This is a genomic window from Apibacter sp. B2966, assembly GCF_011082485.1.
Lineage (GTDB): Bacteria > Bacteroidota > Bacteroidia > Flavobacteriales > Weeksellaceae > Apibacter.
In genome coordinates this window covers 1499285-1524593 of record NZ_CP049714.1, presented here as the reverse complement: position 1 = coordinate 1524593, position 25309 = coordinate 1499285, and the positions used below count along the sequence as shown (strand labels likewise).

General features: G+C 30.0%; 27 protein-coding genes. 14 read left to right on the top strand and 13 right to left on the bottom strand.

All coding sequences use genetic code 11. From position 1 onward, the window contains the following. Window positions 1–3: 3 nt before the first annotated feature. The 9 genes from G8C43_RS06660 to G8C43_RS10045 all read left to right on the top strand — a co-directional run bounded on the left by G8C43_RS06660 (window position 4) and on the right by G8C43_RS10045 (window position 7536). Complete coding sequence (locus G8C43_RS06660) at window positions 4–1395, top strand: anthranilate synthase component I family protein (RefSeq protein ID WP_166004977.1); 1392 nt, start codon at window positions 4–6, stop codon at window positions 1393–1395. Window positions 1396–1401: 6 nt separating this feature from the next. After that, a complete protein-coding gene (locus tag G8C43_RS06655) occupies window positions 1402–1953 on the top strand; it encodes a cysteine hydrolase family protein (RefSeq protein WP_166004975.1) in 552 nt (183 codons plus the stop codon). 4 nt (window positions 1954–1957) lie between these two features. After that, entirely contained in the window at window positions 1958–2527 is a 570-nt protein-coding gene (locus G8C43_RS06650; RefSeq protein WP_221411564.1) for an anthranilate synthase component II, read from the top strand. Window positions 2528–2533: 6 nt separating this feature from the next. Next, window positions 2534–3532, top strand: coding sequence for an anthranilate phosphoribosyltransferase (trpD, locus tag G8C43_RS06645; RefSeq protein WP_166004971.1), 999 nt, complete (start codon window positions 2534–2536; stop codon window positions 3530–3532). Between the two features lie 20 nt (window positions 3533–3552). Then, window positions 3553–3984, top strand: coding sequence for a hypothetical protein (locus G8C43_RS06640; RefSeq protein WP_166004969.1), 432 nt, complete (start codon window positions 3553–3555; stop codon window positions 3982–3984). Then, entirely contained in the window at window positions 3953–4777 is an 825-nt protein-coding gene (gene trpC, locus G8C43_RS06635) for an indole-3-glycerol phosphate synthase TrpC (RefSeq protein WP_255490339.1), read from the top strand. The genes G8C43_RS06640 and trpC overlap by 32 nt, the downstream gene beginning before the upstream one ends. A 24-nt stretch (window positions 4778–4801) precedes the next feature. Beyond that, window positions 4802–5431, top strand: a complete 630-nt coding sequence (locus tag G8C43_RS06630; RefSeq protein WP_166004966.1) for a phosphoribosylanthranilate isomerase — start codon at window positions 4802–4804, stop codon at window positions 5429–5431. Further along, the gene (trpA, locus tag G8C43_RS06625) at window positions 5424–6197 is read left to right on the top strand and encodes a tryptophan synthase subunit alpha (RefSeq protein WP_166004963.1); all 774 of its coding nucleotides are present in this window, start codon (window positions 5424–5426) and stop codon (window positions 6195–6197) included. The genes G8C43_RS06630 and trpA overlap by 8 nt, the downstream gene beginning before the upstream one ends. Before the next feature lie 244 nt (window positions 6198–6441). Next, window positions 6442–7536, top strand: coding sequence for a bifunctional transcriptional activator/DNA repair enzyme AdaA (locus G8C43_RS10045; protein WP_166004961.1), 1095 nt, complete (start codon window positions 6442–6444; stop codon window positions 7534–7536). A gap of 53 nt (window positions 7537–7589) precedes the next feature. Here G8C43_RS10045 and rnr read toward each other — a convergent pair whose 3' ends face one another. The 12 genes from rnr to G8C43_RS06560 all read right to left on the bottom strand — a co-directional run bounded on the left by rnr (window position 7590) and on the right by G8C43_RS06560 (window position 19888). Next, the gene (gene rnr, locus G8C43_RS06615) at window positions 7590–9743 is read right to left on the bottom strand and encodes a ribonuclease R (RefSeq protein WP_166004959.1); all 2154 of its coding nucleotides are present in this window, start codon (window positions 9741–9743) and stop codon (window positions 7590–7592) included. Window positions 9744–9855: 112 nt separating this feature from the next. Further along, window positions 9856–10569, bottom strand: coding sequence for an LrgB family protein (locus tag G8C43_RS06610; protein WP_160542906.1), 714 nt, complete (start codon window positions 10567–10569; stop codon window positions 9856–9858). After that, entirely contained in the window at window positions 10566–10904 is a 339-nt protein-coding gene (locus G8C43_RS06605; RefSeq protein ID WP_105296516.1) for a CidA/LrgA family protein, read from the bottom strand. Before G8C43_RS06605 ends, G8C43_RS06610 begins: the two co-directional genes overlap by 4 nt. A 180-nt stretch (window positions 10905–11084) precedes the next feature. After that, window positions 11085–12056 (bottom strand): Gfo/Idh/MocA family protein, encoded by a 972-nt coding sequence (locus G8C43_RS06600; RefSeq protein ID WP_166004957.1) that lies wholly within the window; start codon window positions 12054–12056, stop codon window positions 11085–11087. Beyond that, complete coding sequence (locus G8C43_RS06595) at window positions 12037–13047, bottom strand: hypothetical protein (protein ID WP_166004954.1); 1011 nt, start codon at window positions 13045–13047, stop codon at window positions 12037–12039. Before G8C43_RS06595 ends, G8C43_RS06600 begins: the two co-directional genes overlap by 20 nt. 14 nt (window positions 13048–13061) lie before the next feature. After that, window positions 13062–14729 carry a DUF6909 family protein gene (locus G8C43_RS06590; RefSeq protein ID WP_166004951.1) on the bottom strand — a complete coding sequence of 556 codons (1668 nt, stop codon included), beginning with the start codon at window positions 14727–14729 and terminating at the stop codon, window positions 13062–13064. A gap of 568 nt (window positions 14730–15297) precedes the next feature. Further along, entirely contained in the window at window positions 15298–17433 is a 2136-nt protein-coding gene (locus G8C43_RS06585) for a S9 family peptidase (RefSeq protein WP_166004949.1), read from the bottom strand. 85 nt (window positions 17434–17518) lie between these two features. Further along, on the bottom strand, window positions 17519–18001 hold the full coding sequence (locus G8C43_RS06580) for a thioredoxin family protein (protein ID WP_166004947.1): 483 nt from the start codon (window positions 17999–18001) through the stop codon (window positions 17519–17521). Between the two features lie 4 nt (window positions 18002–18005). Continuing rightward, complete coding sequence (locus G8C43_RS06575; protein ID WP_166004944.1) at window positions 18006–18374, bottom strand: DUF4296 domain-containing protein; 369 nt, start codon at window positions 18372–18374, stop codon at window positions 18006–18008. Then, complete coding sequence (locus G8C43_RS06570; RefSeq protein ID WP_166004943.1) at window positions 18371–19096, bottom strand: polyprenol monophosphomannose synthase; 726 nt, start codon at window positions 19094–19096, stop codon at window positions 18371–18373. The genes G8C43_RS06575 and G8C43_RS06570 overlap by 4 nt, the downstream gene beginning before the upstream one ends. Window positions 19097–19169: 73 nt before the next feature. Beyond that, entirely contained in the window at window positions 19170–19445 is a 276-nt protein-coding gene (locus G8C43_RS06565) for a barstar family protein (RefSeq protein WP_160567872.1), read from the bottom strand. After that, window positions 19442–19888, bottom strand: coding sequence for a ribonuclease domain-containing protein (locus G8C43_RS06560; protein WP_166004941.1), 447 nt, complete (start codon window positions 19886–19888; stop codon window positions 19442–19444). Before G8C43_RS06560 ends, G8C43_RS06565 begins: the two co-directional genes overlap by 4 nt. A gap of 80 nt (window positions 19889–19968) precedes the next feature. Between G8C43_RS06560 and G8C43_RS06555 the strand changes: the two genes are divergently transcribed. Together G8C43_RS06555 and G8C43_RS06550 are read left to right on the top strand one after the other, a co-directional pair. Then, window positions 19969–20763: a TrmH family RNA methyltransferase gene (locus G8C43_RS06555; RefSeq protein ID WP_166004939.1), complete on the top strand. Its 795-nt coding sequence runs from the start codon at window positions 19969–19971 to the stop codon at window positions 20761–20763. A 211-nt stretch (window positions 20764–20974) separates the two neighbouring features. After that, window positions 20975–21301 (top strand): YegP family protein, encoded by a 327-nt coding sequence (locus G8C43_RS06550; protein WP_160542894.1) that lies wholly within the window; start codon window positions 20975–20977, stop codon window positions 21299–21301. 103 nt (window positions 21302–21404) lie between these two features. Here G8C43_RS06550 and G8C43_RS06545 read toward each other — a convergent pair whose 3' ends face one another. After that, window positions 21405–22589 (bottom strand): pyridoxal phosphate-dependent aminotransferase, encoded by a 1185-nt coding sequence (locus tag G8C43_RS06545; protein WP_166004937.1) that lies wholly within the window; start codon window positions 22587–22589, stop codon window positions 21405–21407. Between the two features lie 179 nt (window positions 22590–22768). Between G8C43_RS06545 and rlmD the strand changes: the two genes are divergently transcribed. Genes rlmD through G8C43_RS06530 form a run of 3 tightly spaced genes read left to right on the top strand, consistent with a single transcriptional unit; the run spans window position 22769 to window position 25306 of the window. Next, on the top strand, window positions 22769–24175 hold the full coding sequence (rlmD, locus tag G8C43_RS06540) for a 23S rRNA (uracil(1939)-C(5))-methyltransferase RlmD (protein ID WP_166004934.1): 1407 nt from the start codon (window positions 22769–22771) through the stop codon (window positions 24173–24175). 2 nt (window positions 24176–24177) lie between these two features. Further along, window positions 24178–24660, top strand: coding sequence for a DUF6452 family protein (locus G8C43_RS06535; RefSeq protein ID WP_166004932.1), 483 nt, complete (start codon window positions 24178–24180; stop codon window positions 24658–24660). After that, the gene (locus tag G8C43_RS06530; protein WP_166004930.1) at window positions 24626–25306 is read left to right on the top strand and encodes a DUF6048 family protein; all 681 of its coding nucleotides are present in this window, start codon (window positions 24626–24628) and stop codon (window positions 25304–25306) included. The genes G8C43_RS06535 and G8C43_RS06530 overlap by 35 nt, the downstream gene beginning before the upstream one ends. Window positions 25307–25309 lie beyond the last annotated feature (3 nt).

Genomic DNA, 25309 nt, shown 5'->3' with positions numbered 1-25309 from the left:
AATATGAAAATACAGGTAAAAACTAAGAAATTATTAGCAGACTTACAAACTCCGGTGGGAATATATTTAAAAATAAGGGATGCTTTTCCTGAATCTGCCTTACTCGAAAGTTCTGATTTTCATGGAGGAGAAGACAGCTCATCTTTTATTGCGATGGATCCTTTAGCTAAATTTAAAGTAAAAGACTATGAAATTACAACGGAAATAAACGGGCAAACAAAAATCAAAAATTTAGAACAACCTTTAGTTAACGAATTGAATGATTTTATTAAAAGCTTTCAATTACAAGGAGAGAATCCTGCTAAAATTAATGGTTTTTTTGGATATACTTCCTATGATAGTATTCAATATTTTGAATCCGTTGATCCTAAAAATAAAAAATATGAAAATGCGGATATTCCTGAATTATTTTACATTTTTTACCGATTTATATTAGTTATTAATCATTTAAAGAATGAATTAACCATAGTTGAAAATATTCCCGAAGGGGGAAAATCAGATATTCATCAACTAGAAGCCTTATTGCAAAATAATAATTTTGCTTCCTATAATTTTAAGATCAAAGGAGATGAAAAAAGTTTTATTTCCGATGAAGAATATATAGAGTCTGTAAAAAAAGGGATTGCACATTGTAAAAGAGGAGATGTCTTTCAGATTGTTCCTTCACGGTGTTATTCACAAGCATTTACCGGCGATGATTTTAAAGTATATCGAGCGTTACGATCCATTAATCCGTCTCCCTATCTTTTTTATTTCGATTTTGGTTCTTTTCGAATATTCGGATCATCCCCCGAAACGCATTGTAAAATAAACAAAGGACGAGCATATATTGATCCTATAGCCGGAACTTATAAAAGAACCGGAGATGATGAAAAAGACAGAAAACTTTCAGAAAAACTCTTACAAGATGAAAAAGAAAATGCAGAACATGTTATGTTGGTAGATTTAGCAAGAAATGATCTGAGCCGAAATTGCCATGAGGTCCAATTAGAGTTTTTTAAACGAGTACAGTATTTTTCACATGTGATACATTTAGTTTCCCGTGTGAGTGGAATTGTGGATGAAAATAAAAACAGTATTTCTGTATTTGCAGATACATTTCCTGCAGGAACCTTATCCGGAGCACCCAAAGTTAGAGCCATGCAATTGCTGCACGATATAGAAAAGCATATGCGGGGAATATATGGAGGATGCATCGGGTATATTGGTTTAGACGGAAATTTAAATCAAGCAATTACCATCCGGTCATTTTTAAGCAAAAATAATGTATTGTATTATCAAGCAGGGGCGGGCGTTGTATCCAAGTCAAATCCGGAAGAAGAGTTAAAAGAAGTAAATAACAAGTTAGGAGCGCTTAAAAAAGCAATTGATCTGGCAGAAATTTTAAAAAATTAATTATATATGAAAGCTTTACTTATTATCGATATTCAAAATGACTATTTTGAAGGAGGAAAAAATCCTCTAAATAATTCTATACAAGCTTGTGAACAAGCAAAAAACATTTTAGAAAAGTTCAGAAAAGAACAATGGCCGGTAGTCCATATACAACATGTATCTTCAAGGTCGGATGCTACTTTTTTCCTTCCTCATACTCAAGGGGTAGAAATACATTCCCATGTTAAGCCGAAAGAAGAAGAAACCGTCATCATCAAGAATTTTCCAAATAGCTTTATAAATACAGATCTTCAAGATACTTTAAAGAAACTTAAAGTTGATGAACTTGTAATTTGCGGAATGATGACCCATATGTGTGTGGATGCAACTACTAGAGCAGCAAAAGACTTAGGCTATTCTTGTACTTTAATAGGCGATGCTTGTGCAACCCGAGATCTTGAAATTAAGGGAGAAAAAATACAAGCTAAAGAAGTTCAAAATTCATTTTTAGCAGCCTTAAGTTATTACTATGCCGATGTACAAACGGCTAACCAATTCTTAAATTCATGTTCTAAGTAAATATATGATGAAACTATTGGTTTTAGATAATTATGATTCATTTACCTATAATTTGGTTCACTTAATTAAAGAATTGAATTATACGGAAGTAAATGTATTTAGGAACGATCAAATCGCGGTATCAGAAGTAGCAGACTATGATAAAATAATATTGTCACCGGGACCGGGAATACCTTCCGAATCAGGAATATTGCTCCCATTAATCAAACAATATGCTCCAACTCATTCGATTTTAGGGGTGTGCCTAGGAGAACAAGCTATAGGAGAAGCTTTTGGTGCTAAATTGACCAATTTGGAAGATGTGTATCATGGAGTAGCAACGAAAATAAGAATAATAGATGAAGACTATATATTCAAAGGTATTTCTGAAGAAATGGAAGTTGGGAGATACCATTCGTGGATTGTAGATAATCAAAATTTTCCGGATGAACTTCAAATTACGGCCGTCGATCATGATAATCAAATTATGGCTATAAAACATAAGCATTATGATGTCCACGGAGTTCAGTTTCATCCTGAATCCATACTTACTCCGAAAGGCAAAAACATTTTAAAAAATTTTTTAGAAAATTAAGTTGATATGAAACAACTATTAAACAGACTCTTTGAGCATCAATATTTAAACCGAGAAGAAGCGAAAGAAGTATTGACTAAAATGGCCGCGAAAGAATATAATGAATCTCAGATTGCCGCTTTTATAAGCGTTTTTCTTATGAGAAATATTAGCATCGATGAATTTTTCGGTTTTAGGGATGCCCTTATGGATTTATGTACGGATGTTTCATCATTAGCCGCATATGATCCTATAGATATCGTAGGTACGGGAGGGGATAATAAAAATACGTTTAATATTTCTACTCTTTCTTGTTTTGTGGTAGCCGGTGCCGGATATAAAGTTGCAAAGCATGGAAATTATGGCGCAACTTCTGTTAGTGGAGCTTCCAATGTGATGGAACAACACGGAGTTAAATTTACTGCAGATATCAGTAAACTTGAACGATCATTAGATCAATCCAACCTGGCCTTTTTACATGCTCCTTTATTCAATGATGCCATGAAGGTGGTAACACCCATAAGAAAAGCATTAGGAGTTCGTACATTCTTTAATATGCTGGGACCTGTAGTGAATCCAATAAAGCCTAAAAGAAATGTATTAGGAGTATTTAACCTTAAAATGTCTCGTTTATATTATTATATCTATCAAAATACCGATTGTAATTATACGGTCGTACATAGTTTAGACGGGTATGATGAAATATCCTTAACCGATAATTTTAAAGTGGTTACCCATTTAGGGGAACATATCTATTCTCCCGAAGATATCGGTTTGGAAAGATGTACGCAACCGGAGTTGGACGGAGGAAAAACACCTGAAGAAGCTTCAAAAATTTTTGATAATGTATTAAATAATCAAGCAACCAAAGCCCAAAAAAATGCTGTGATAGCTAATTCGGCATTTGCCATACACAATATAAATCCCAAATTAACTATTGAAGAATGCATCAATCAAGCGAGAGAATCTTTGGAAAGCGGAAAAGCGAAACAAACTTTTCAAAAGTTTTTAAGCCTGAATAATTAGGTTTAATAAGAATAAAAAAGATGAAAAAATTAATACTTATAACATTTATCTTGTGGAATCTAGTATCCTATTCTCAAATAAAAGAAAGAGATCAAAACTTAATTGGATTTTGGCAAGGTACAGAAAAAGGAACTCGAGAAGGAGGAATACGTAACTATTGGATTAAGCAACGGAATATTGACGGAACTTTTCTTTTGTTGAAAATTCAATTGTTGGGAGGAATTGAAGAAAGAGCGATTGTAGATAAAGGGGAATGGTGGACGGAAAAAGGTAATTATTATGAACTTCATTTTACTAGTAAAACAATTGATACCTATTTTTATTATTTTCCTGATCAACAACAAGTTCAGTTTAGAAGAGGACAAATAAACGGAGATTCTGTTGATTTAGATGATGAATTTGTAGAAAAAAAAGTAGTTGATGAGGATAGTAACTCATTCATTGAACCATAAAAGAAAAAAAATGCCTACTATTTTAGATAAAATTATTGATTGTAAAAGGATTGAAATTGAAAAATCCAAAAGGAAAATTTCAATTAAAGATCTGGAAAATAAAATACAAAATGTAAAGAAAAGACAATCGTTTAAAGAATCCATACAAAGATCTTCAACCGGTATAATTGCAGAATTTAAACGTCGATCTCCCTCGAAAGATTGGATATTTAAAAATGCAAAAATAGAACAAATTATACCTCTTTATTCTGAAAACGGAGCAAGTGCTATATCCATTCTCACCGATACTGATTTTTTTGGAGGTAATTTGCAGGATTTGGTTAATGCAGAAGCCATTACACAAACTCCCCTTCTTCGTAAAGATTTTATGATTGATGAATATCAACTTTTTGAAGCTAAGGCTTACGGTGCAAGTGCAATATTGTTAATAGCCGCAGCTTTAACTGTTGAAAAAACTAAAGAATTGGCAAAACAAGCTAAAAATATTGGATTGGATGTGTTGTTGGAATTGCATCATGAAAAGGAATTAGATTATATTAACGAATGGGTAGATGTAGTAGGAATTAATAATCGTAATTTAAAAAACTTTGTTACGGATGTACAAGTTTCATTTGACATGGTTAATAAAATACCCCCGGAGTTTTTGAAAATTTCTGAAAGTGGAATATCATCTTCTCAAACTGTAAAAGACTTAATGCTAGCCGGATATAAAGGATTTTTAATGGGTGAAAATTTTATGAAAACGAATAATCCCGGTAAAGCTTTACAAGATTTTATTGAAGAACTTACATAATCATACCAATTAACCAATTAATAGATGAAAATTAAAGTTTGTGGGATGAAATATCCTGATAATATTGAGCATCTTTCTCTATTACCTATAGATTATATGGGATTTATATTTTACCCGAAATCCTTACGTTATATAGATAAGATACTCCCCGAAACCATTCTTTTACAAACTAAAGATATTTTGAGGGTTGGGGTCTTTGTTAATGAAAAAATAGAATCGCTATTCAATAGGATTGAAAAATATAAGTTGGATGTTATCCAACTTCATGGATCGGAACATCCAAAATATTGTTCAGATCTCATAAAAAGTTTTCCTAATATAAAAATAATTAAGGCTTTTAATGTATCATCCCCTAATGATTTGCACAGTACAAAAGAATATAACTCAGTTTGTGACTTCTTTCTGTTTGATACTAAAAGCACGCAATATGGAGGCTCAGGGAAAAAGTTCGATTGGTCGTTGATGGATTTTTATACAGGTGAACTTCCTTTTTTTTTAAGTGGAGGTATTTCAATGGAAGATGTAGGTAAAATTAAAGAAATAAAGCATCCGAAATTATATGGTTTGGACTTAAACAGTAAGTTTGAACTAGAACCGGGAAGAAAAAATATTGAATTAATAAAAAAATTTATAGAAGAAATAAACTATGAATAGAATAAAGCAATTATTTAATAAAAAACAGAAAGACATTCTTTCCATTTATTTTACGGCCGGATATCCGAATCTTGCCGATACTGGTAAGATCATAAAAGAGCTTGAAAAAAACGGCATAGATTTAATAGAAGTGGGTATACCCTTTTCAGACCCTATGGCAGATGGGCCGACCATTCAGGAAAGCGGCACGTTGGCCTTGAAGAATGGAATGAATTTAAAATTGCTTTTCGAACAAATTAAAGAAGTGAGAAAAGAAGTTGAATTGCCGTTACTATTAATGGGATATCTAAATCCTATTATGCAATACGGAATTGAAAATTTTTGTAAAAAATGTAAAGAAGTCGGTGTAGATGGAGCAATTATACCTGATTTGCCTTTTAATGATTATAGTACAAAATATAAATCGATTTTTGAAACTTATGATATAAAAGTTATAATGCTTATAACTCCCGAAACATCAGAAGAAAGAATTCGCTTGATTGATGAAAATACGGATGGATTTATATATATGGTTTCATCTGCCTCAACAACGGGAGCGCAAAAAAGTTTTGATGATAAAAAAGTAGAATATTTTCAAAAAATTAATTCGATGAAATTGCGTAATCCTCGTTTAATAGGTTTTGGTATTTCTAATAAAGCTACTTTAGAAGTCGCACAATCTTATGCTAACGGCGCTATCATTGGAAGTAAGTTCATTACCTTGTTAAAAGATAATAAAACAATAGAAAAGGCGGTTCAAGAATTAAAAAACACTTTAAAAACTTGATGGGTTTTTTAGTTTTTAAGTTTTTGGTTAATACCCTTTATCTTTTCATGGAAAAAATATATGTTCATTTTTCGGTTGCAGTACAATCTTCGCCTGAACTAATTTTAACGAAAAATTATTTTAAAATAATTTTTTAAATAGTAAGTGTATTTCTTTTTATCCTTATAATAAAGGGATTTACAGAGAAAACGGGTAGATTACATCTAAATTTAAAGGGTTTCATCCTATTTTTTAAATATTTAAGATGTTTAATTCTAAAAAAGGATATAAAAAATACTTTTTCCATGGATCAAAAAAAATATTTTACAAAGCCTTATTAGAAAGGGATAGTTCATTTGAAGGAACTTTTATTGTTGGTGTTAAAACTACCGGAATATTTTGCCGTCCTACCTGTTCAGCACGAAAACCTAAATTTGAGAATGTTGAATTTTTTTCTTCAACTAAAGAAGCTTTAAGTAAAGGATATAGAGCATGTAAAATATGTCATCCTATGGAAAGGAATGGTGAGACGCCGGAATATATTCATAAATTATTACAACATTTGGAGGACAACCCCAATATTAAATTAAAAGACTTTGATATAAGGAATTTTGGAATTGAGCCAATAAAAGTTAGAAGGTGGTTTCTTAAAAATCATGGAATTACTTTTCATATGTATCAAAGAATGTATAGAATAAATGAGGCATTTAAAAAATGTAAAGAAGGAAAGAATATTACACATATTGCCTATGACTCAGGATTTGAATCGTTGAGCGGATTTAATGAAACTTTTAAAAAAATAACAGGAATTACACCTAAAATGAGTAAAGAAAAACAATTAATTAATCTTACCCGCTTGGCAACCCCTTTAGGTACTATGATTGCTTGTGCCTCAGAGAAAGGCATATGTTTATTGGAATTTTCGGATCGTAAAATGTTAGAAAGAGAACTACAATTAATATCAAAGCGTTTTAATACTTCTATTGTGCCAAGTGAAAATAGTTTATTTAAACAATTAAAGCAACAATTAGACTCATACTTTGAAGGTACTTTAAAAGAATTTACAGTTCCTTTAGACTGGGTTGGTTCTGATTTTCAAAAAGAGGTATGGAAGGTCCTTCTTCAAATACCTTACGGCAAGACTTCAACTTATGCCATTCAAGCAAAACGTATCGGTAAGCCCTCTTCTGTTCGAGCGGTTGCAAATGCTAATGGTATGAATATGATTTCTATATTGGTTCCTTGTCATAGGGTCATTGGTTCGGATGGATCTTTAACAGGTTATGGAGGAGGACTGTGGAGAAAGAAAAAATTATTAGAGTTAGAAGCAAAAGGTTCGTTACAATTAAAATTGTTTTGATATTAGCAATATAACAGACTATATAGTATAATTGGTTACTAATTTATTTTTTATCAATTCTCAATAAGTTCAAAATCTAATTGTTTCTTTTCAAGATTAGCTTTTATAACTTTAATAAATACAGTATCTCCCAACTGATATTGATTGCCGGTTCTTTGTCCAATAATAGAATAGGTCTTTTCATCATAGCGATATTCATCATCCCGTATATCTCTTGTTTTGATCATTCCTTCGGTTCCGAATTCTTTAATTTCTACATAAATACCATATTCGGTTACTCCGGTGATTACTCCCTCAAAAGATTCACCTAAGTGTTTTTCCATAAATTTAACCTGCATGTATTTAATACTGTCTCTTTCAGCATCGGCGGCTAATTTTTCCATATTGCTGCAATGTTTTGCCATATTCTCGATGATTTCTTTGTTTGCAGACGGTTTTTTGTCTAGAAAATCTTGTAAGAGACGATGGGCAATTACATCAGGATATCGGCGTATGGGAGAGGTAAAATGACTGTAATAATCGAAAGCTAAACCATAGTGACCGACATTTTCGGTTGAATATTTTGCTTTTGACATAGTACGGATGGTAAGCGTTTCAATCATATTTTCTTCGCCTTTACCTTTCACGTCGGCAAGTAATTTATTGATGGATTGATAGGTTTTATTTTTATTGGTTATATTTATATCATAACCCAAAGTATTCACAAATTGTTTAAGAGAGAGTAATTTTATCGGATCCGGGTCGTCATGAATTCTATAAATAAAAGTTCGATCGGTTGGATTTCCTTTTTTATTGGTACTAACATATTCGGAAACTTTTTTATTGGCCAGGAGCATAAATTCTTCAATTAAATGATTGCTGTCTTTTCCAATTTTAAAATAAACACCTACGGGGTTTTTATTTTCATCTAAATTAAATTTTACCTCTATTTTATCAAAAGAGATTGCTCCTTTGTTCATTCGATCTTCTCTTAGTAGCTTTGCCAAATTATTAAGGGTGTGTATTTCTTCTTCAAAATCGCCCTTTTTTCCCTCGATAATCTCTTGGGCTTCTTCATAAGTGAATCTTCTGTCTGAATGGATAACCGTTCGTCCAAACCACTGTTTTTTTACTTGTGCTTTCTCATCCAATTCAAATACGGCGGAAAAAGTATATTTATCTTCTTTAGGACGTAAGGAACAAACATTATTGCTTAAAACTTCAGGAAGCATTGGAACGACTCTATCGACTAAATACACGGAAGTTCCTCTTAAATAGGCTTCTTTATCTAATAGGGTTCCCGGCTTTACATAATGGGAAACATCTGCAATATGAATTCCGATTTCCCAGTTGCCGTTGTCTAACTTTTCGATAGAGAGTGCATCATCAAAATCCTTAGCATCAACAGGGTCAATGGTAAATGTAGTGACAGTACGCATATCTCTTCTTTTAGATATTTCATCCTCTGATATGCGTATATCAAGTTTTTCCGCTTCTTTTTCAACTTCATAAGGAAATGTATAAGGTAACCCATATTCACTTAAAATAGCATGAATTTCGGTTTCATTTTCTCCGGGATCTCCTAATACTTCAACAATAGATCCCGTAGGACTGTCTTCTTTATCTTGCCAATCGAGGAGTTGAACCACTACCAGTTGACCGTTTTTTGCACCGTTGAATTTATCTTTTGGTATAAAAAAATCAGTGTGAACGGAAGGTTTATTAACTACTGCAAATCCAAAGTTTTTGTTCGGAGAATATTCAAATTTTGCAACAAATTTTGTTTTGTAACGTTCCAGGATTTCAACAACTTCTCCTTCCGGTTTTCTGTTTTTAAATTGATGGACTATAGCTTTTACAATGTCATTTTGTAAAGCTTTTCCTGTTTTTCCTTTCGGTATAAAAATATCTTTTTCAAGACCGTCAACAATTAAATAGGCATTACCATTCTGACTGAAATCAATTTTTCCGGTAACGGATTCTTTTATGGAATTGATTTGATATTTTCCGGTTTTTATTTCTGTTAGTTGTTTTTCAGAAACCAAACTTAAAAGTCCTTGTATTACAAATTCCCTTTGTCTGGGATTTTTGTAATCCAGTATTGTGGATATTTGTTTATAATTGTATTGTTTATTCGGGTTTTTTATAAAGATGTTAAGTATATTTCTTTTTAAATTTCGTAGTTTCTCTTTATGTTTAGTAGAAATTATTCTCTTTTTCTTAGTCATAATATATTTTAAAATTTATTTAAATATTCGCCTATTTCATAAAAACTTATCAGATAAATTTATAGTAATAAGTAATTATTTATTGTTACAAAAAGTTAACCACAACGAATATTTATCCAATCGAATTTAATAGTTGGATTAAATACGGAGTTAGTATAGGAGCAAATATAGCAGTTAATACACCATTTAAAGCCATTCCAAGTGCTCCGTAAGCGCCAAATTTTTCGCCATTTTTAACAATTTCCGCCGTACCTATAGCATGAGAAGCAGAACCCACAGCTATTCCGATTGCTTTGTGATCTTTAATTCCTAATTTAGTTAGGAATCCCCATCCGAAAAGGGCACCGACAAATCCGGTAATAAAAACTATCGCAATAGTAAGAGACGGAATACCTCCCAGTCCTTTAGATACCTCCATTGCAATAGGCGTTGTTACAGATTTTGGAGATAAAGAATAAGCTATAATGTCTGAAGCGCCTAGAATTTTTGCTATAACAACCACGGAAATAATTCCCGCAAGACTTCCCGCTATCATAGCGATAAAAACTCGTATATAACTGCCTTTTAAATGTTTTATATACAAATAAAGCGGTAGACCCAAAGTTACCACGGATGGTCCCAGCCAAAAAGAAATTAAAGAGGTATTATTGTTATAATCTTCATACGAAGTATGTGTCACTTTTAAATAGACAATCAATAAGATTATAGAGGTTATACCCGGATGAAGTATTTTATATTTGAATTTAGTAAACAACAAATTACATAACCAAAAAACCAGTAAGGTTAACGTTATATGAAAAAGAGGAGTATCTAAAAATTCCTTCATTCTTTTTTCTTTCTAATAAGTAAACTTACAGTTAATAACACGATAAAGGTACTAAGTATAATGGATATTAAAATTGCTAACCATTCCTTAGAGATTAAGTCCCATTGGGAAGCTAATCCAACCCCTAAAGGTATAAATAAAATCAGCATATTATTTAAAAAGAAAGTAGCCACTTCTTTTATATCTTCCACTTTTATGATATTCAATTGTAAAGATACAAGTAATAACAGCATACCTATTATGCTTCCCGGTATCTTTATTTGCAGGATAAAAACTATTAATTCACCAATAAAATACAACAGTAATATAATTCCTAATTGTGAAATTAATTTCATATAGCAAAATTACTATATTAAATACAAATCAAATATTATTTTTCATAAGATATTTAATCAAAAAAATAATTTTTAAGTAAAAATTCAGATTTTGATTTGTATTTTGATAAAATTATAATTAAATATTTTATATATTGGAAATAATTCTTCCATCACTAGTTTATAAATAAGCCAATTTGTTTAGGCTAAATAGCTAGACGCTTTATTAATAAAATCAATAGTTTCAATCGAATTTTCAGCATCTAAACAAGATGAGGTTGAATTTTTTAACGAATGTACTATTTCTTTATATAACAATTTATGAAGCGGTTCTTTAGGCAAATCAATACCTTCTAAAAAGCTCTCTTTTACATTATAATGTACTAGTTGATCCAAATATTGGCCACCAATTTTTATTGTTCCTTTTTCTGCAATGATAGTAATTGATGATTCAAAATTTTTATCATAGGTAGAGATCGTGTAACACATGCTTCCCAGGGTTTTTCCCGATTTAAATTGTAAAATTCCACTATCGGGGAATTCAATTACGTTTTGAAGCGTATAATTGGCAGTTAAATTGCTTAGTAATTCAATTTTTCCCAATAAATAATGTATTATGTCTATGAAATGAGAGAATTGAGTAAACAGTATTCCTCCATCTAACTGCTTTGTTCCACGCCATGAATTTTTTTTATAATAGCGGTCATTTCTGTTCCAAAAACATTCAATATTTATAAGAAAAATTTCACCTAAATAATCATTGTCAATTAAATTTTTGACGTGGTTTATTATATGTGAAAAACGTAGTTGCAGAGAGGTAAATAATCGAACATTATTATTCTTTGCGATAGTAATTAATTCTTCAATTTGGAATTTATGAAATGTAATGGGTTTTTCCACCAACACATTTTTAGATAATTCCAGGATTTCTTTCGTTTGTTTATAATGGTAACCGTTGGGTGTTGCAACTATATACAAATCAATATCAGGGAAAATAATATGGCATTCTGATATACTTTGAAAAATAGGGATATTTTTATTTTCCAAAACGGAATTATCCGTATCAATCAAAGCAACTACATTTAAATTTTCATTTTGTGTGATATTTTCATAGTGTATTTTTCCTATATGGCCGAATCCTATAATAGCTATTTTAAGAGTGTTTTTTTTCAAATTTATTTAAATATTTTACAAATTGGATAAACAAAATTATAAATATTGAAAATAAAAAACCATATAAAATAAAAGAATACGTACTTCTATTTGTAATTAAAGAATTGTTATCAACTAATTGAGGTTCTGAAATTAGTGTTATTACTTGAGATTTTTGAACTTTTTCTACTTCAGTATCAGCTAATAATTGTGTTATCTTTAATGCTTTATTAAGTAAATCCTGTTCAACATTCGTTTTAGAATCTTTATTAATAGATAGAGAAGATGCGGAAATTTTGGATTTATCCCCTTTAGCTATAGATAGTAAGAGGGTATCAATTATCTTTAATTCATTTTTATATATTTTAGATTTAGTATCTATTGAATTTAAATAAGCTTCTTTAAAACGGGAAAAAAACGGATCATTTTCAAACGGACTTAAAATTTCGTTTTTGATTTCTTCCGAAGAAAGTTTATTTGTTGATGTTATATGTATAGAATGTTTAAGATAATCAGTGTCTACAAGATATTGTCTAAACTTATTAATTAATTCAAAGTTTTTCGAAAAAATAGAATCATTTTTTACAATATTATCATTATTTTTTATGGTAGTATAAAATATATTAAGCTCTTCAGTTAGTGATTTAATAGGTTTTATTGAAATGTTTTTTAAACCTTTAAGTTTGCTTTCTTTATTTGCAGCTAATTTATTATATGAGTCAATGAGTTGATATAGTGTTTTAGAACTATTAAAATTAGGTTCAACAATCATATCATAATTATAATAAATGGGTATAATGCCCTTATTTAAGTAACCTAACACACCGGAAATAATTACGACAATTAAAATAAGAAGAAAGTATTTTTTTAATAAAATAAAAAACCATAAGATAGTTTTAAAAATTTTTTCGAAAATGTTAATAATTTTAGTTCCAATTTTTTTAACAATGTTTATAAGATAATTAAAAAAATCTATAATATTTACTTCGTGGTTTTGGTTTTGTTTAGTCATTTATTTTAGATAAATTAATTTTTAATATTTAATATTTGCTCAAGTATCTTTTGAGTGATCAAATACGTAGGTTTTACACCCGTTAAACCCAATCCTCCGGAGGCTAATGTACTTCCGGTTTCTAAAGGGTTATCTGAGGCATAATAAGCATATCTTAATTTTACGTTTTCACCTATATGATGACGTATTTTAGATGCCACTTGAATAGCTTTTTGATAATGTGCTCCCTCCATTTCTAAACCGATGGCTTTCCAAGATGTTTGCATAAAATAAGTCAAAACATTTTTATTTTGTAAGGAAGTACCTAATACGGTAATCATGGCTCCTTTATAAGCGTTAATATTATATCCTTCAAAATCTTTTAAGGAAAGTTGGTTATGAAAAGGATAGTTATCTGCTGTCCCTTCAAATATATGGGCAGTTGGAATCATAATATCGCCTTTATTTCCAACTAAAATTCCGGCTTTACCTAAGATAGATATTGAGTCAACATTCAGCTTAAATTTTTCTTTCGCATTATTTATTGGCCTTAATAATTCATCCATTATCTCAAAAGCTTGTTCTCCGAATGCATAATCAAAAACAATTAAAATGTCTTCTTTGTTTATGTTTTTAATATTTTTAAAAGGGGTGTTTTTAAAATTAATCTTAGATAAATCGAAGATTTGAACGTCAATATTTGATCCGCTGGTATCTTTACTGTATATCATGCCATTTTTTTGAGCATAACTTTTTACAGAATCAACTAAATCTAAATTTTTACTTAAATCTTCATACATTTTTAATTCTTCATCAGCATGAAAAGTCTTATTTAAAGAATCAAAAGCATACAACATATTTTTCACACTATGCATATTGGAGCTTATAATGTGAATTTTTTTATTAATTAACTTATTTTTAATTAATGTTTTTTTAACATTTTCCGCCCATTTTTCACCAAATAAATGATGACCCACTCTTTCCTTCAAAATGGAGCTGAAAAATATTTCTCTTCTTCGAATTCCTAATTCGTCTTCTTTGCTTACTCTTCCTAAATTGTAAATAATCTTTATAAAACGGTCAGGATCATTTGTTTCTTGAAAGTTTTTATAAGCAGTAATTACTTCATCAAAGCTTCTGCCCAGCATGGTGGCTATGTGGGCTAAAATTACCTCTCTTTCTTTTCTTTTTAAAGGTTCAGAGCTTAAGGCTGCATTTTCAACAGATATCCAGATTCTTCCTACTTTTCCGTTAAAATCATGAGTTCTTTTTCTGATTTTGTCTGCTTCATTATATAAAAACGTAAGGTGGGTTAATATATCATAAATTTCAGATCTTCCTAATAATACTTCAATGTTCATTTGGTGCTCATCCACCCGATAACAAGTTCTCCTTCTTTTTTTAGGATAAATAGGGGTAAATGATGATTTGTCTAATCCTTCATTGGAGGTTAAAAATATAAATGAACATTCTTCAATCCCTTGTGGGAGCCTGTCTAATACATAGTTGAGCCCATTAAGTTCCACTTTATCCGGATCTGCTATTGATCCGTATATTTCCGGATTTAGTTTTAACAAATAGTTTCTTAATTCAAGTCCTGAAGTACCCGTTGGTTTGAAGCCGCCTCGGTTAAAAAGGTGACGCATGGTTATATACAATCTTTCAATTACGTCTGTCGATTCTCTGGCTTTATATATTGTCATATGGATAATTTTTTAAATAAAGATAATACATTCTTTTATTTAGAATATGAAATTATAGTTGTACATATCCTTTTAAGGAAATGGGCTTGTCTTAATTAGAATATAAATTAGAATAAAGTTTTTAATTAAGATGTGTTTATTGTTATAATTATATAAAAATAATTAATGTGGTAGAAAATAAAATTGAATCATATTACTTTTTTTTGATTTAAAAATTTAACAAAAACAATATATAATTAGTATAAAAGAAAAATTATTTAGAAGTATAAAATATAAATTATATAGAGTGTTAACAAAAATTAAGCCAAAGTTTATCCTAGGTGTTCTTTTTGTATATTTTTGTTTAAATTTAATATTAAATCATTACATTATAAAAAGCCAACGATTCAGTATTATGATTGAATTTTTTTTGTAATTAGATTTTAAAATAACTTAATAAGAATATAAAAAATCTTTTTAAATGAAATAAAGATATTTTATTAGCTGCTAAGAATTTTATTTGATATAATTCAAAGAAACACTAAAAACATATATGTATCAACAGAAAATGTTAATATTTAAAGAATTTTTACAGATTTGATTTAATGTAATCAGTCATTTTTTGATATAAATGATATCGAGTATTTCCGCCATAAATTCCATGATCTTTATCAGGATAAATAGCTATATCAAATGGTTTTCCATTTTCAATAAGAGCATTGATCATAGCTGCAGAATTTTGAAAATGTACATTGTCATCTGCCGTTCCATGAATAATTAAAAATTTACCTTGTAAATCTTTTGCAAAGTTTATAGGTGAATTTTCGTCATATCCTGTTGGATTTTCTTGAGGAGTTTGTAAAAATCGTTCGGTATAAATAGTATCATAGAATCTCCAGTTGGTTACCGGCGCAACAGCTATTCCCATTTTAAATAAGCCATTAGACTTTGTCATACATAGAGAAGTTAAATAACCACCAAAGCTCCAGCCCCATATTCCAATTCTGTTAGAATCGATAAAAGATTGGGTTTGCAACCACTTTGCAGCAGCAATTTGATCTTCAAGTTCTAGTTTACCTAGCTGTTTATATGTTGATTTTTTAAAGTTTTCCCCTCTTCCACCGGTTCCTCTTCCATCAACGGAAACAATTATATATCCTTCTTGCGCAAGCATTTGGTGCCACCAATAATTGAATGAATCCCAAGAATTGGTTACCGTTTGAGATCCGGGGCCTCCGTATACATACATTAAAATAGGATATTTTTTATCAGGATTGAAATTTATAGGTTTAATCATATATGATTTCAACTTAATCCCATTTTTAGTTGGAATTTCAATAAATTCCAATTTTTGAATTTCTTTCTTATTGACATAAGATACTAAGAACGAATTATCTTCCAGAGTTTTTAATATAGATCCGTTATTGTTCCTCAATGTAACTACAGGAGGTGTATTTGCTGTACTAAATTGATCGATGAAATAAGAAAAATCAGTACTAAAAGAGGCATTATGGGTTCCTATTTCATCTGTTAAAATTATCTGTTTACCGGTTTTGATGTTAACGGAGGCAACTATCCTATTGTTAGATCCTTTTTCATTGGATTGAAAGTATAAGAGGGAATTTTTATTATCTATTCCATAAATTCGAATTACGTCCCAATTCCCTTTAGTAATAGGTTTTATTAATTGTCCTTTAGCATTATAAAGATATAAGTGATTGTAGCCGTTTTTTTCGGAGTTTAAAACAAAACTTCCATCGGCTAATAAATTAATATAAAGTTTGTCAGTGTCAATCCAAGTAGTGGATGTTTCCGTTACTAATAATTGAGTGTTAAGATTTGCCGGGTTTACTTTTAAAACAGTAATTTTATTTTGAAAACGATTGGAAGTTATCGCGAATAAATCTCCATTGGGTGAGAATTTACTATTTATAATATAATAATTTTCGTAATTAGATAAAGAAACCGTATTAATTTCTTTTTTATCTAAATTATATAACTTTAAGCTAACAAAAGAATTGTCTTCACCAGCTTTTGGATATTTATAAATGAAATGATCGGGATACAAAAAGTTTTCATATAATGGAATATCAACTTCTTTAACATGAGATTCATCAAAATGTATAAAGGCAATATTCTTTCCGTCGGGCGACCATTCAAAATTTCTGACATGAGCAAACTCTTCTTCATAAACCCAATCTGAAATTCCATTTATGATTTTATTCTTTTTTCCATCGTGCGTAACTTGCGTTATTTGTAATGAGGGAAATTCTTGATAATAGATATTATTTTCATAAACAAATGCTATTTTAGTACCATCAGGAGAAAAAATAGGTTCTTGTATAGGCTTTTTATTGAAAACCTCTAAAAATGTTTGGTTTTTTATGTTATATAAAGTATAAATTCCCGATTTTGAGCGTCGATATATTGGAAACGAATCATTTTCTAAAAGCAAATAATTTTCATCGTTATTAAATAAATAATCGGAATAAGTACCCGAAATGATCGTATTTATTTTATCAAAGGTATCATAGGAATATTTTTCAATACCATTTTTAGTTAGAATAGTATATTCTTTACCATTTTTTAAAGATTTTATTCCTGAAATGGTTTTTGGATAAAATTTACCGCTCCATATTTCTTCTAATGTTATTTTTTGAGCATTAATATTTACTACAAATATGCATAAAATTATAGATAACAATATACTTTTATCAAATCTCATAAAGATCATTTTTAAAATTTAGAATAATAAATAATAGCTTTTATTAGCTAACATACGCTTTTAATAACAAACGAAAGTACCTTTATTAATTATTGAAATTGGGATCAAGGGCTTTTGGAGACCAATCATTTAAAAATTTTTCAACTTTTTTAACGTCATATCCTGAATTGTTGTCTTCTAAAAAATCAGACTGCTGCGTATGAATTCTTTCACCTTTTTCATTTAAGATTACGAATACTGGAAAACCAAAACGTTGAGGATATCCCAACTTGGCTAAAATAGTCTCATTTTTATTTTCTTTTGAATAATTTAAATGATATACAATATAATTTTCCGTTAAAATATTCTTTATAGCCTCGTTATTTTGAGTTAGAGTATTGAATCGAATACACCAGATACACCAATTCCCACCGATTTGAAGCAAGATAAATTTTTTTTCTTTTTTAGCTTCACTAATACAAGAATCAATTTTTTGTTGAGCATGATCATCAGGATTATATATTTTTTTATCTTGTGAAAATACCATTGAGACAAAAAATATACATAGAACTAAAAATTTGATTTTCATTTTATCAAGGGTTTTCGGGTGATTCTTCTTCTTTTAATTGTTGTTGCTGCTCTTTAGTTAATTTACTTTTAAGATTATCAATAACTTTATCATATATATGCTGTAAAGCATTTACATCTGTATAGTAGTATATGTAACTGTTTTGAAAAATTTCTTTAGTGGTATGATGAGCCTTAAATATAGAAACGTATGTATCAAAAGCAGTTTCTTGATCCAATGGAAGATTGGTTGGAGTTTGTTTATATAAATATATGTCACTTAAAATAGCAATCATATCCTTTTTAGAGAGCAGATGATCAGGTTTTTCAAGCGGATGTTGGCATGAAAAAAACATTAAAGACAGACTAATAAATATATATAAATAAAGCCTCATAATCTTCCTAATAAAGACATAAATTTCATTTTAATTACTCCGAAAACAGCTTCACTGATGATGGCTCCACTCATCTTCGATTTTCCTTTAGTTCGGTCTGTAAATATAATAGGAATTTCAACAATTTTAAATTTTTTGCAATACGCTCTAAATTTCATTTCAATTTGAAAGCCATATCCTACTAATTCCACTTGATCTAGAGGTAATTCCTCCAATACTTTTCGAGTGAAACATACAAAACCGGCAGTAGAATCGTTAATGGGCAATCCGGTAATCAAACGCACATATTTAGAGGCAAAAAAAGAAAGTAGCACCCGATTCATCGGCCAATTAACTACATTAACTCCCTGGCAATAACGAGAACCAACAGCTAAATCTGCTCCATTTTTACAAGCCCGATACAGTTTAATTAAATCATTCGGATTATGTGAAAAGTCAGCATCCATTTCAAAAATATAGTCATATCCCTTTTGCAATGCCCATTTAAAACCATGGATATAGGCTCTTCCCAAGCCATTTTTAGTACTTCGAACTTCTAAAAAAAGACGATTGGAATATGTTGGAATTAAGTCGGCAACCTTCTCTCCAGTGCCATCAGGAGAAGAATCATCTACAATCAATATATCGAAATCCTCTTCCAGGCTAAACACACATGAAATGATATCTTCAATGTTTTCAATTTCATTGTATGTAGGAATTATGACAAGTTTTTTATCGGACACAGTATATTGTTTTTAATAAAGTAAATTTATGTTTCTAGCAACTTTATCAACAAAGGTAATCCAAAATTATAAGTTAGTTGGATAAAAAATAAGAAAACACGAGTTCTCTATCAGTTTCTTTTTCAGCTTCTTCAAATAAGGCAATTAATTGTTTAAACTTTTGAATTTTATCTAAATCTAAATTTTGGAAATTAATTTTAACAGGCAATTCAATAATACCGGTAAGCGTATCCCAAAGTCCGTCCAAATTATTGGCCGTATGAGAATCAAGGCCGAATTTTTTTTGAAAAACTCGGTAAAATTTAGGTAAAGAAGAAATAGAGTCAAAATCAAAAGAAACTGTTTTCATCTTTGTTGAAAAGTCTTATAATGGTCATAAGTTACAAAAATTAGTCCATCATTCGAAAAAATAACACGATCGGCACCTCTCATACCGCATTTATAATTTAAATCGGCTTCCGTCCATTTTCTTCCCTTTTTCGATGGAATCTTATTTTCTCTATTTTTAAATATATCCCCGCCAATTATTTTACCCGGGAGTATTTGACATAAATTACCTTTTTCGGGTTTCCAACCGGCTTTGCGCGCATCTAATCTTTTAATATAATAATTTGGTAAGGAATGATGTATTTTTATATAATTTATAACAATATCTTCTGAACTTAGCTGTTCTATATTAAATTGCCCAAGATTTAATTTTTTAGTTGAAAGGTTATAACTAAGGATTAAGGAAATTATTACTAAAACACTAAAGAAAAGACTATAAAAAAAGGATTGTTTTTTAATTTTCATGCTAATAATTCAAATATAAGTAATAAAATTATCTAAATAATGAATAAGTTTTTTTACTTTTGCCAAATTTCTTTTATATCATGTATATAGAAAGTAATAAAAATCCAAAAATAAAGAATTTAGTAAAATTATTAGAAAAAAGTAAAGAAAGGAAAAGTCAAAAGAAATTCATTGTTGAAGGCAAAAATGAAAATTTTTTCGCCTTAAAAAATGGTTTTGTTCCTATTGAATTTTACATACAACCACATATTTTTCAAGATTCTATAACACTGCCTTCTTCCGCTATAAAATATGAAGTATCACAATCTGTTTATGATAAGATCGCTTATAGGAAACTATCTGAAGGCATATTGGGAGTTTATGAATATAAGACCTATGAATTAGACCAAATAAAATTACCGGATCGCCCATTTATCCTGATTATTGAATCAATTGAAAAACCGGGTAATCTTGGGGCAATATGCAGGTCAGCAGATGCGTTTGGTGTAGATATGGTTGTAGTATGTGAAGAAAAAGCAGATCTGTATAATCCCAATGTACTACGGTCATCGGTAGGAAGTTTTTTTAATATTCCTATTATATCAACAAATAATGCAAATATATATGATTTTCTTATAAAAATGGATGTACCAATTTATGCTACTTATATGACTGAAACCTCAAAAATTATACAAAATGTTGATTTTACCCAATCATCTGCAGTCATATTTGGAACAGAGCATTCCGGTATTTCTGATTTTTGGAAAGATAAAATAAAAGAAAATATACTAATTCCTATGAAAGGACAAATAGATTCATTAAATGTAAGCAATGCAGTTGCAATTGTTTGTTATGAAGTGGAAAGACAAAAAATCATGTTAAACAAGCACTTATGAAAATAATATTTGCAAACTTTATGTGTATTATGTCATAAAAATATATTATTCTTGTTCTTTATTAATTAGAACTTATATCTTTGTATGAAATTGTTTAGAAAAAGAGAACATTGTTACTCTATTATTTGTTGAAAAAAACAAGAATATTGTAATATAGTTGGATAAATAACACTAAAAAGCTTAATAAAGTAAGACTAAAATTTGTACAACTATGTTTGAAATTTTTAAAGACAAATCAGGTGCTTTTCGATTTAGACTGAAAGCAAAAAACGGGCAAATTATCCTGGCAAGTGAAGGATATACCCAAAAAACAAATTGTCAAAAAGGTGTTAGTTCTGTAAAAAGAAATTCTAAAAACGAAGATCGTTTTGAATTGAAACAGTCCTCTAACAAAAAATGGTTCTTTAACTTAAAAGCCGGTAACGGACAAATAGTAGGAACCAGCGAGCTTTATGACAATGAAACTAATGCTAAGAATGGTGTAAAATCAGTAATGAACAATGCCCCGACAGCAGAAACGGTTGATTTATCTAAATAGAAAAATTGACCGGAGCCTATATAAATTAGGTTTGAATATTTACTAAAAATAAAAGCTGTGAATTTTCACAGCTTTTATTTTTTATAACTAAGAAATGATTTTTTTACGATAGAGTATTTTTGATTCTTTTTAAAGCTTCAATAAGATCTTCTTCAGAAGCCGCATACGATAATCGTATGCAATTACTGTCTCCAAAACATACACCACCCACTGTAGCTACATGTGCTTTTTCTAATAATAATAAAGCAAAATCATCGGAATTTGTAATCTTATGTCCTTGTATAGTCTTTCCAAAATAAAAAGATACATCAGGAAAGAAATAAAATGCTCCGGCCGGTTTATTAACTTTAAATCCCGGAATTTCATTTAGTAAATTGTATACAAGTTCCCGTCTCTTTTTAAAACCTTCAATCATATAATTAATAACCGAAGGATCAGCTTCTATAGCTGTTATAGAGGCTTTTTGAGCAATACAATTTGCCCCAGAGGTCATTTGTCCTTGAATTTTATCACAAGCATCAGTAAGCCATTTTGGGCCTCCTAAATATCCAATTCTCCAACCTGTCATGGCATACGATTTGGAAACGCCGTTAATTGTTACAGTCTGATCAAAAACTTCAGGAAATTGAGCTATACTTTCGTGTTTTCCTTCATAATTTATATATTCATATATTTCATCAGAAATAATAATTACGCTAGGATGCTTTTCTAATACCTTAGCTAAGGCATATAATTCCTCTTTAGTATAAACAGTTCCCGAAGGATTACATGGAGAGCTGAATAAAAATGCTTTGGTTTTTGGAGTTATAGCATTCTCAAGCTGTTCGGGTGTGATTTTAAAATCAGTGTCAATGGTAGTAGTTACCACAATATTTTCCCCCCCGGCAAGTTTAACCATTTCATAATAGCTTACCCAATAAGGAGCAGGAACGATTACTTCATCTCCATCATTAATGATTGAAAGCAATACATTAATAATAGACTGTTTTCCTCCGTTCGAAACAACTATTTGATCAGGTTTATATTCTAAATTATTGTCTCTTTTAAATTTATTAGCAATAGCTTTTCTTAATTCAAGATATCCGGGAACGGGTGTGTAGGATTTAACACCATCATTAATCGCTTTGATGGCAGATTCCCTTACAAATTTAGGAATTTCAAAATCAGGCTCTCCCAAAGTTAAGCTAATAACATTGATTCCTTGAGCTTTTAATTCACGAGCTTTGTTAGACATAACAAAGGTTTGAGAATAGCTAAGACGATTAACGCGATCGGATAATAAATTCATTTTGGACTAATTAATTTTTATTGTTTTTCAAAACTCAAAAATACAGTATTTTTTTAGATTAAGATAGTTTTATAAGATAAAAATATGAAGAGTATTCAGTTCAAAATCAGTAAATATAAACTCTTTTTATAGAATACATTTTTTGTGTATTTTTGTAATCTTATTTTATATTCTGTAATTTGAGAAGAAAAAAAAATATTCAAATCCCCAATTTAGAGCTTACTACTGCCGGAGCTAAAGGGGTTGCGATAGGAAAAACTGAAGAAGGAAAAACAGTATTAGTAGGATATGCCGTACCGGGGGATGTAGTTAATGCCCAGGTAATTAAGTCTAAAAAAAATTATTACGAAGCTAAAGTTTTAGATTTTATTAAATATTCTTCTGATCGAGTGGATCCCGAATGTATGCATTTTGGAATATGCGGAGGTTGTAAATGGCAAAATCTTTCTTATGAAAAACAATTAGAATATAAAGAGAAAGAGGTTTACAATAATATAAAAAGAATTGGAAAAATTGATAATTTTCAAGAATTAACCATTGTCCCTTCAACGGATAAGTATTTCTACAGAAATAAAATGGAATTTTCCTTTTCTAATGCTCGATGGTTGACATCTGAGGAAATACAATCCGATAAAGATATTGAAGATAAAAATGCGTTGGGTTTTCACATACCTCAACAATGGAATAAAGTATTAAACATTAAAGAATGTTTTTTACAACAAGAACCTTCAAATAAAATCAGAAATTCTATTAAAGAGTTTGCTTTAAAGCATAAGATGGAATTTTATGATTTTAAAGAACAAAGTGGATTTCTTAGAACATTAATGATTCGTTCTAATTCTAAAAATGATCTAATGGTTTTGCTACAGTTTTTTAGAGAGGATGAGCAAAACATTAGCAAAATATTGAACTATATTCGCGAAGAATTTCCTGAAGTAAAAACGATTCTTTATGCAATAAATTCTAAAGGAAATGACAGCTTATATGATTTGGATGTTAAAATATTCCATGGAAATGGTTTTTTAACGGAAGAGATAGAAGGACTAAAATTTAAAATTGGACCCAAATCATTTTTTCAAACTAATTATAAACAAGCCGTAAAATTATACGAAATAGCAAGAGATTTTGCAGATTTAAAAGGCGATGAAGTAGTGTATGATCTTTATACAGGAACAGGAACCATAGCGCAATTTATTTCTCGTAAAGCAAAAACGGTGGTCGGAGTAGAAGCGGTACCCGAGGCAATAAATGCTGCGAAAGAAAATGCTGAATATAATAATATTAAAAATTGTCGTTTTTATTGTGGAGATATGAAAGATATATTCACGGAAGAATTTATTCATGAAAACGGTCATCCGGATATTATTGTTACCGATCCGCCGAGAGAAGGAATGCATAAAAATGTAGTAGAAACTATATTACGCATAGCCCCCCAAAAAATAGTTTATGTAAGTTGTAATTCAGCAACACAAGCTAGGGATCTGGAGTTGATGAAAGAAAAATATGAGGTTGTAAAAGTTCAAGCTGTAGATATGTTTCCACAGACTTATCATGTAGAAAGCGTTGCGCTTCTTAAACTAAAATAAAAATGTTTCAAAAAAAAATAAATATACTATTCGTCCTATTCTTTATAGGTTTACTTGTTTTTTCCTGTGTAGATGATGATGTTTGCGACAAAGTTACTACACCGAGATTGACTATAGAATTGGATAGTTTAGGTAGTAAATATAAGAAAACTCGATTATATGTTGACAGGAAAATGCCGGATGGTTCTGTACATTCGGAAGGTGTCTTTCTTGGAAAAGACAGTATTCAATTACCTTTAAATTATTTATCCGACGAAACTGTTTTTTATTTATACGATACACTGCATACTCCGGATTCAAGTAAAAATATTATTACAATAAAATACCTGACTGATCAACAGTTTGTTTCAAAGGCATGTGGATTCAAGGTAATATTTAATGAGGTAACTTATGATGCAACTGCGCTTACAACTATTAAATCCATAACAGGTCAAACTAATCAAATTTATAATGAATCCTCTACGAATTTACGTATTGCTTATTAGTGTATTTCTGGGTATATATGCTCATTCCCAAACAAAAAGCAACGATTCTATTCCGGTAAAAAATCCAAAGCATCAACTATTTATAGGAGTGGATTTATTAAATCCGGTTGCTGGTTTTTTTGCAGATAAAAAAAATTATAGTAGTTTTATCGCTTATAAAATTAAAAATAGGTGGTTGGCTGTTGCCGAAGTAGGGTATGAAAAAAATATTTATAATAAAAATAACTGGAATATTGATGCAAAAGGAGTTTTTGGAGAAATAGGAATAAATTATATTTTAACTAACAACTATGAAAAATCAGGCGAAGGGTTTTATATAGGAGGAAGATTTGGTTATTCCCCCTTCAAGCAAAATGTAAAAAAATATCCTCTTAAGGGAATGAATCCCGAAGGACAAATACAAATAATTGGAGAAGGTTCTTTACCGGAAGCAAATGTAAGTTCCGGCTGGTTAGAAGCAGTTGCAGGAGCTAAAGTTCAAATTGGAAACTCATCGTTTTATATTGATTTCATGGTTCGTCCGAAATTTCTATTGTTTTCCAGCAAACAGAAAAATGTAGACAATTTAGTTATTCCCGGGTATGGAAAAGATAAGGGATCGGCAAATATATCTCTTTTCTGGGGTATATCTTATAAATTATTTTAATCC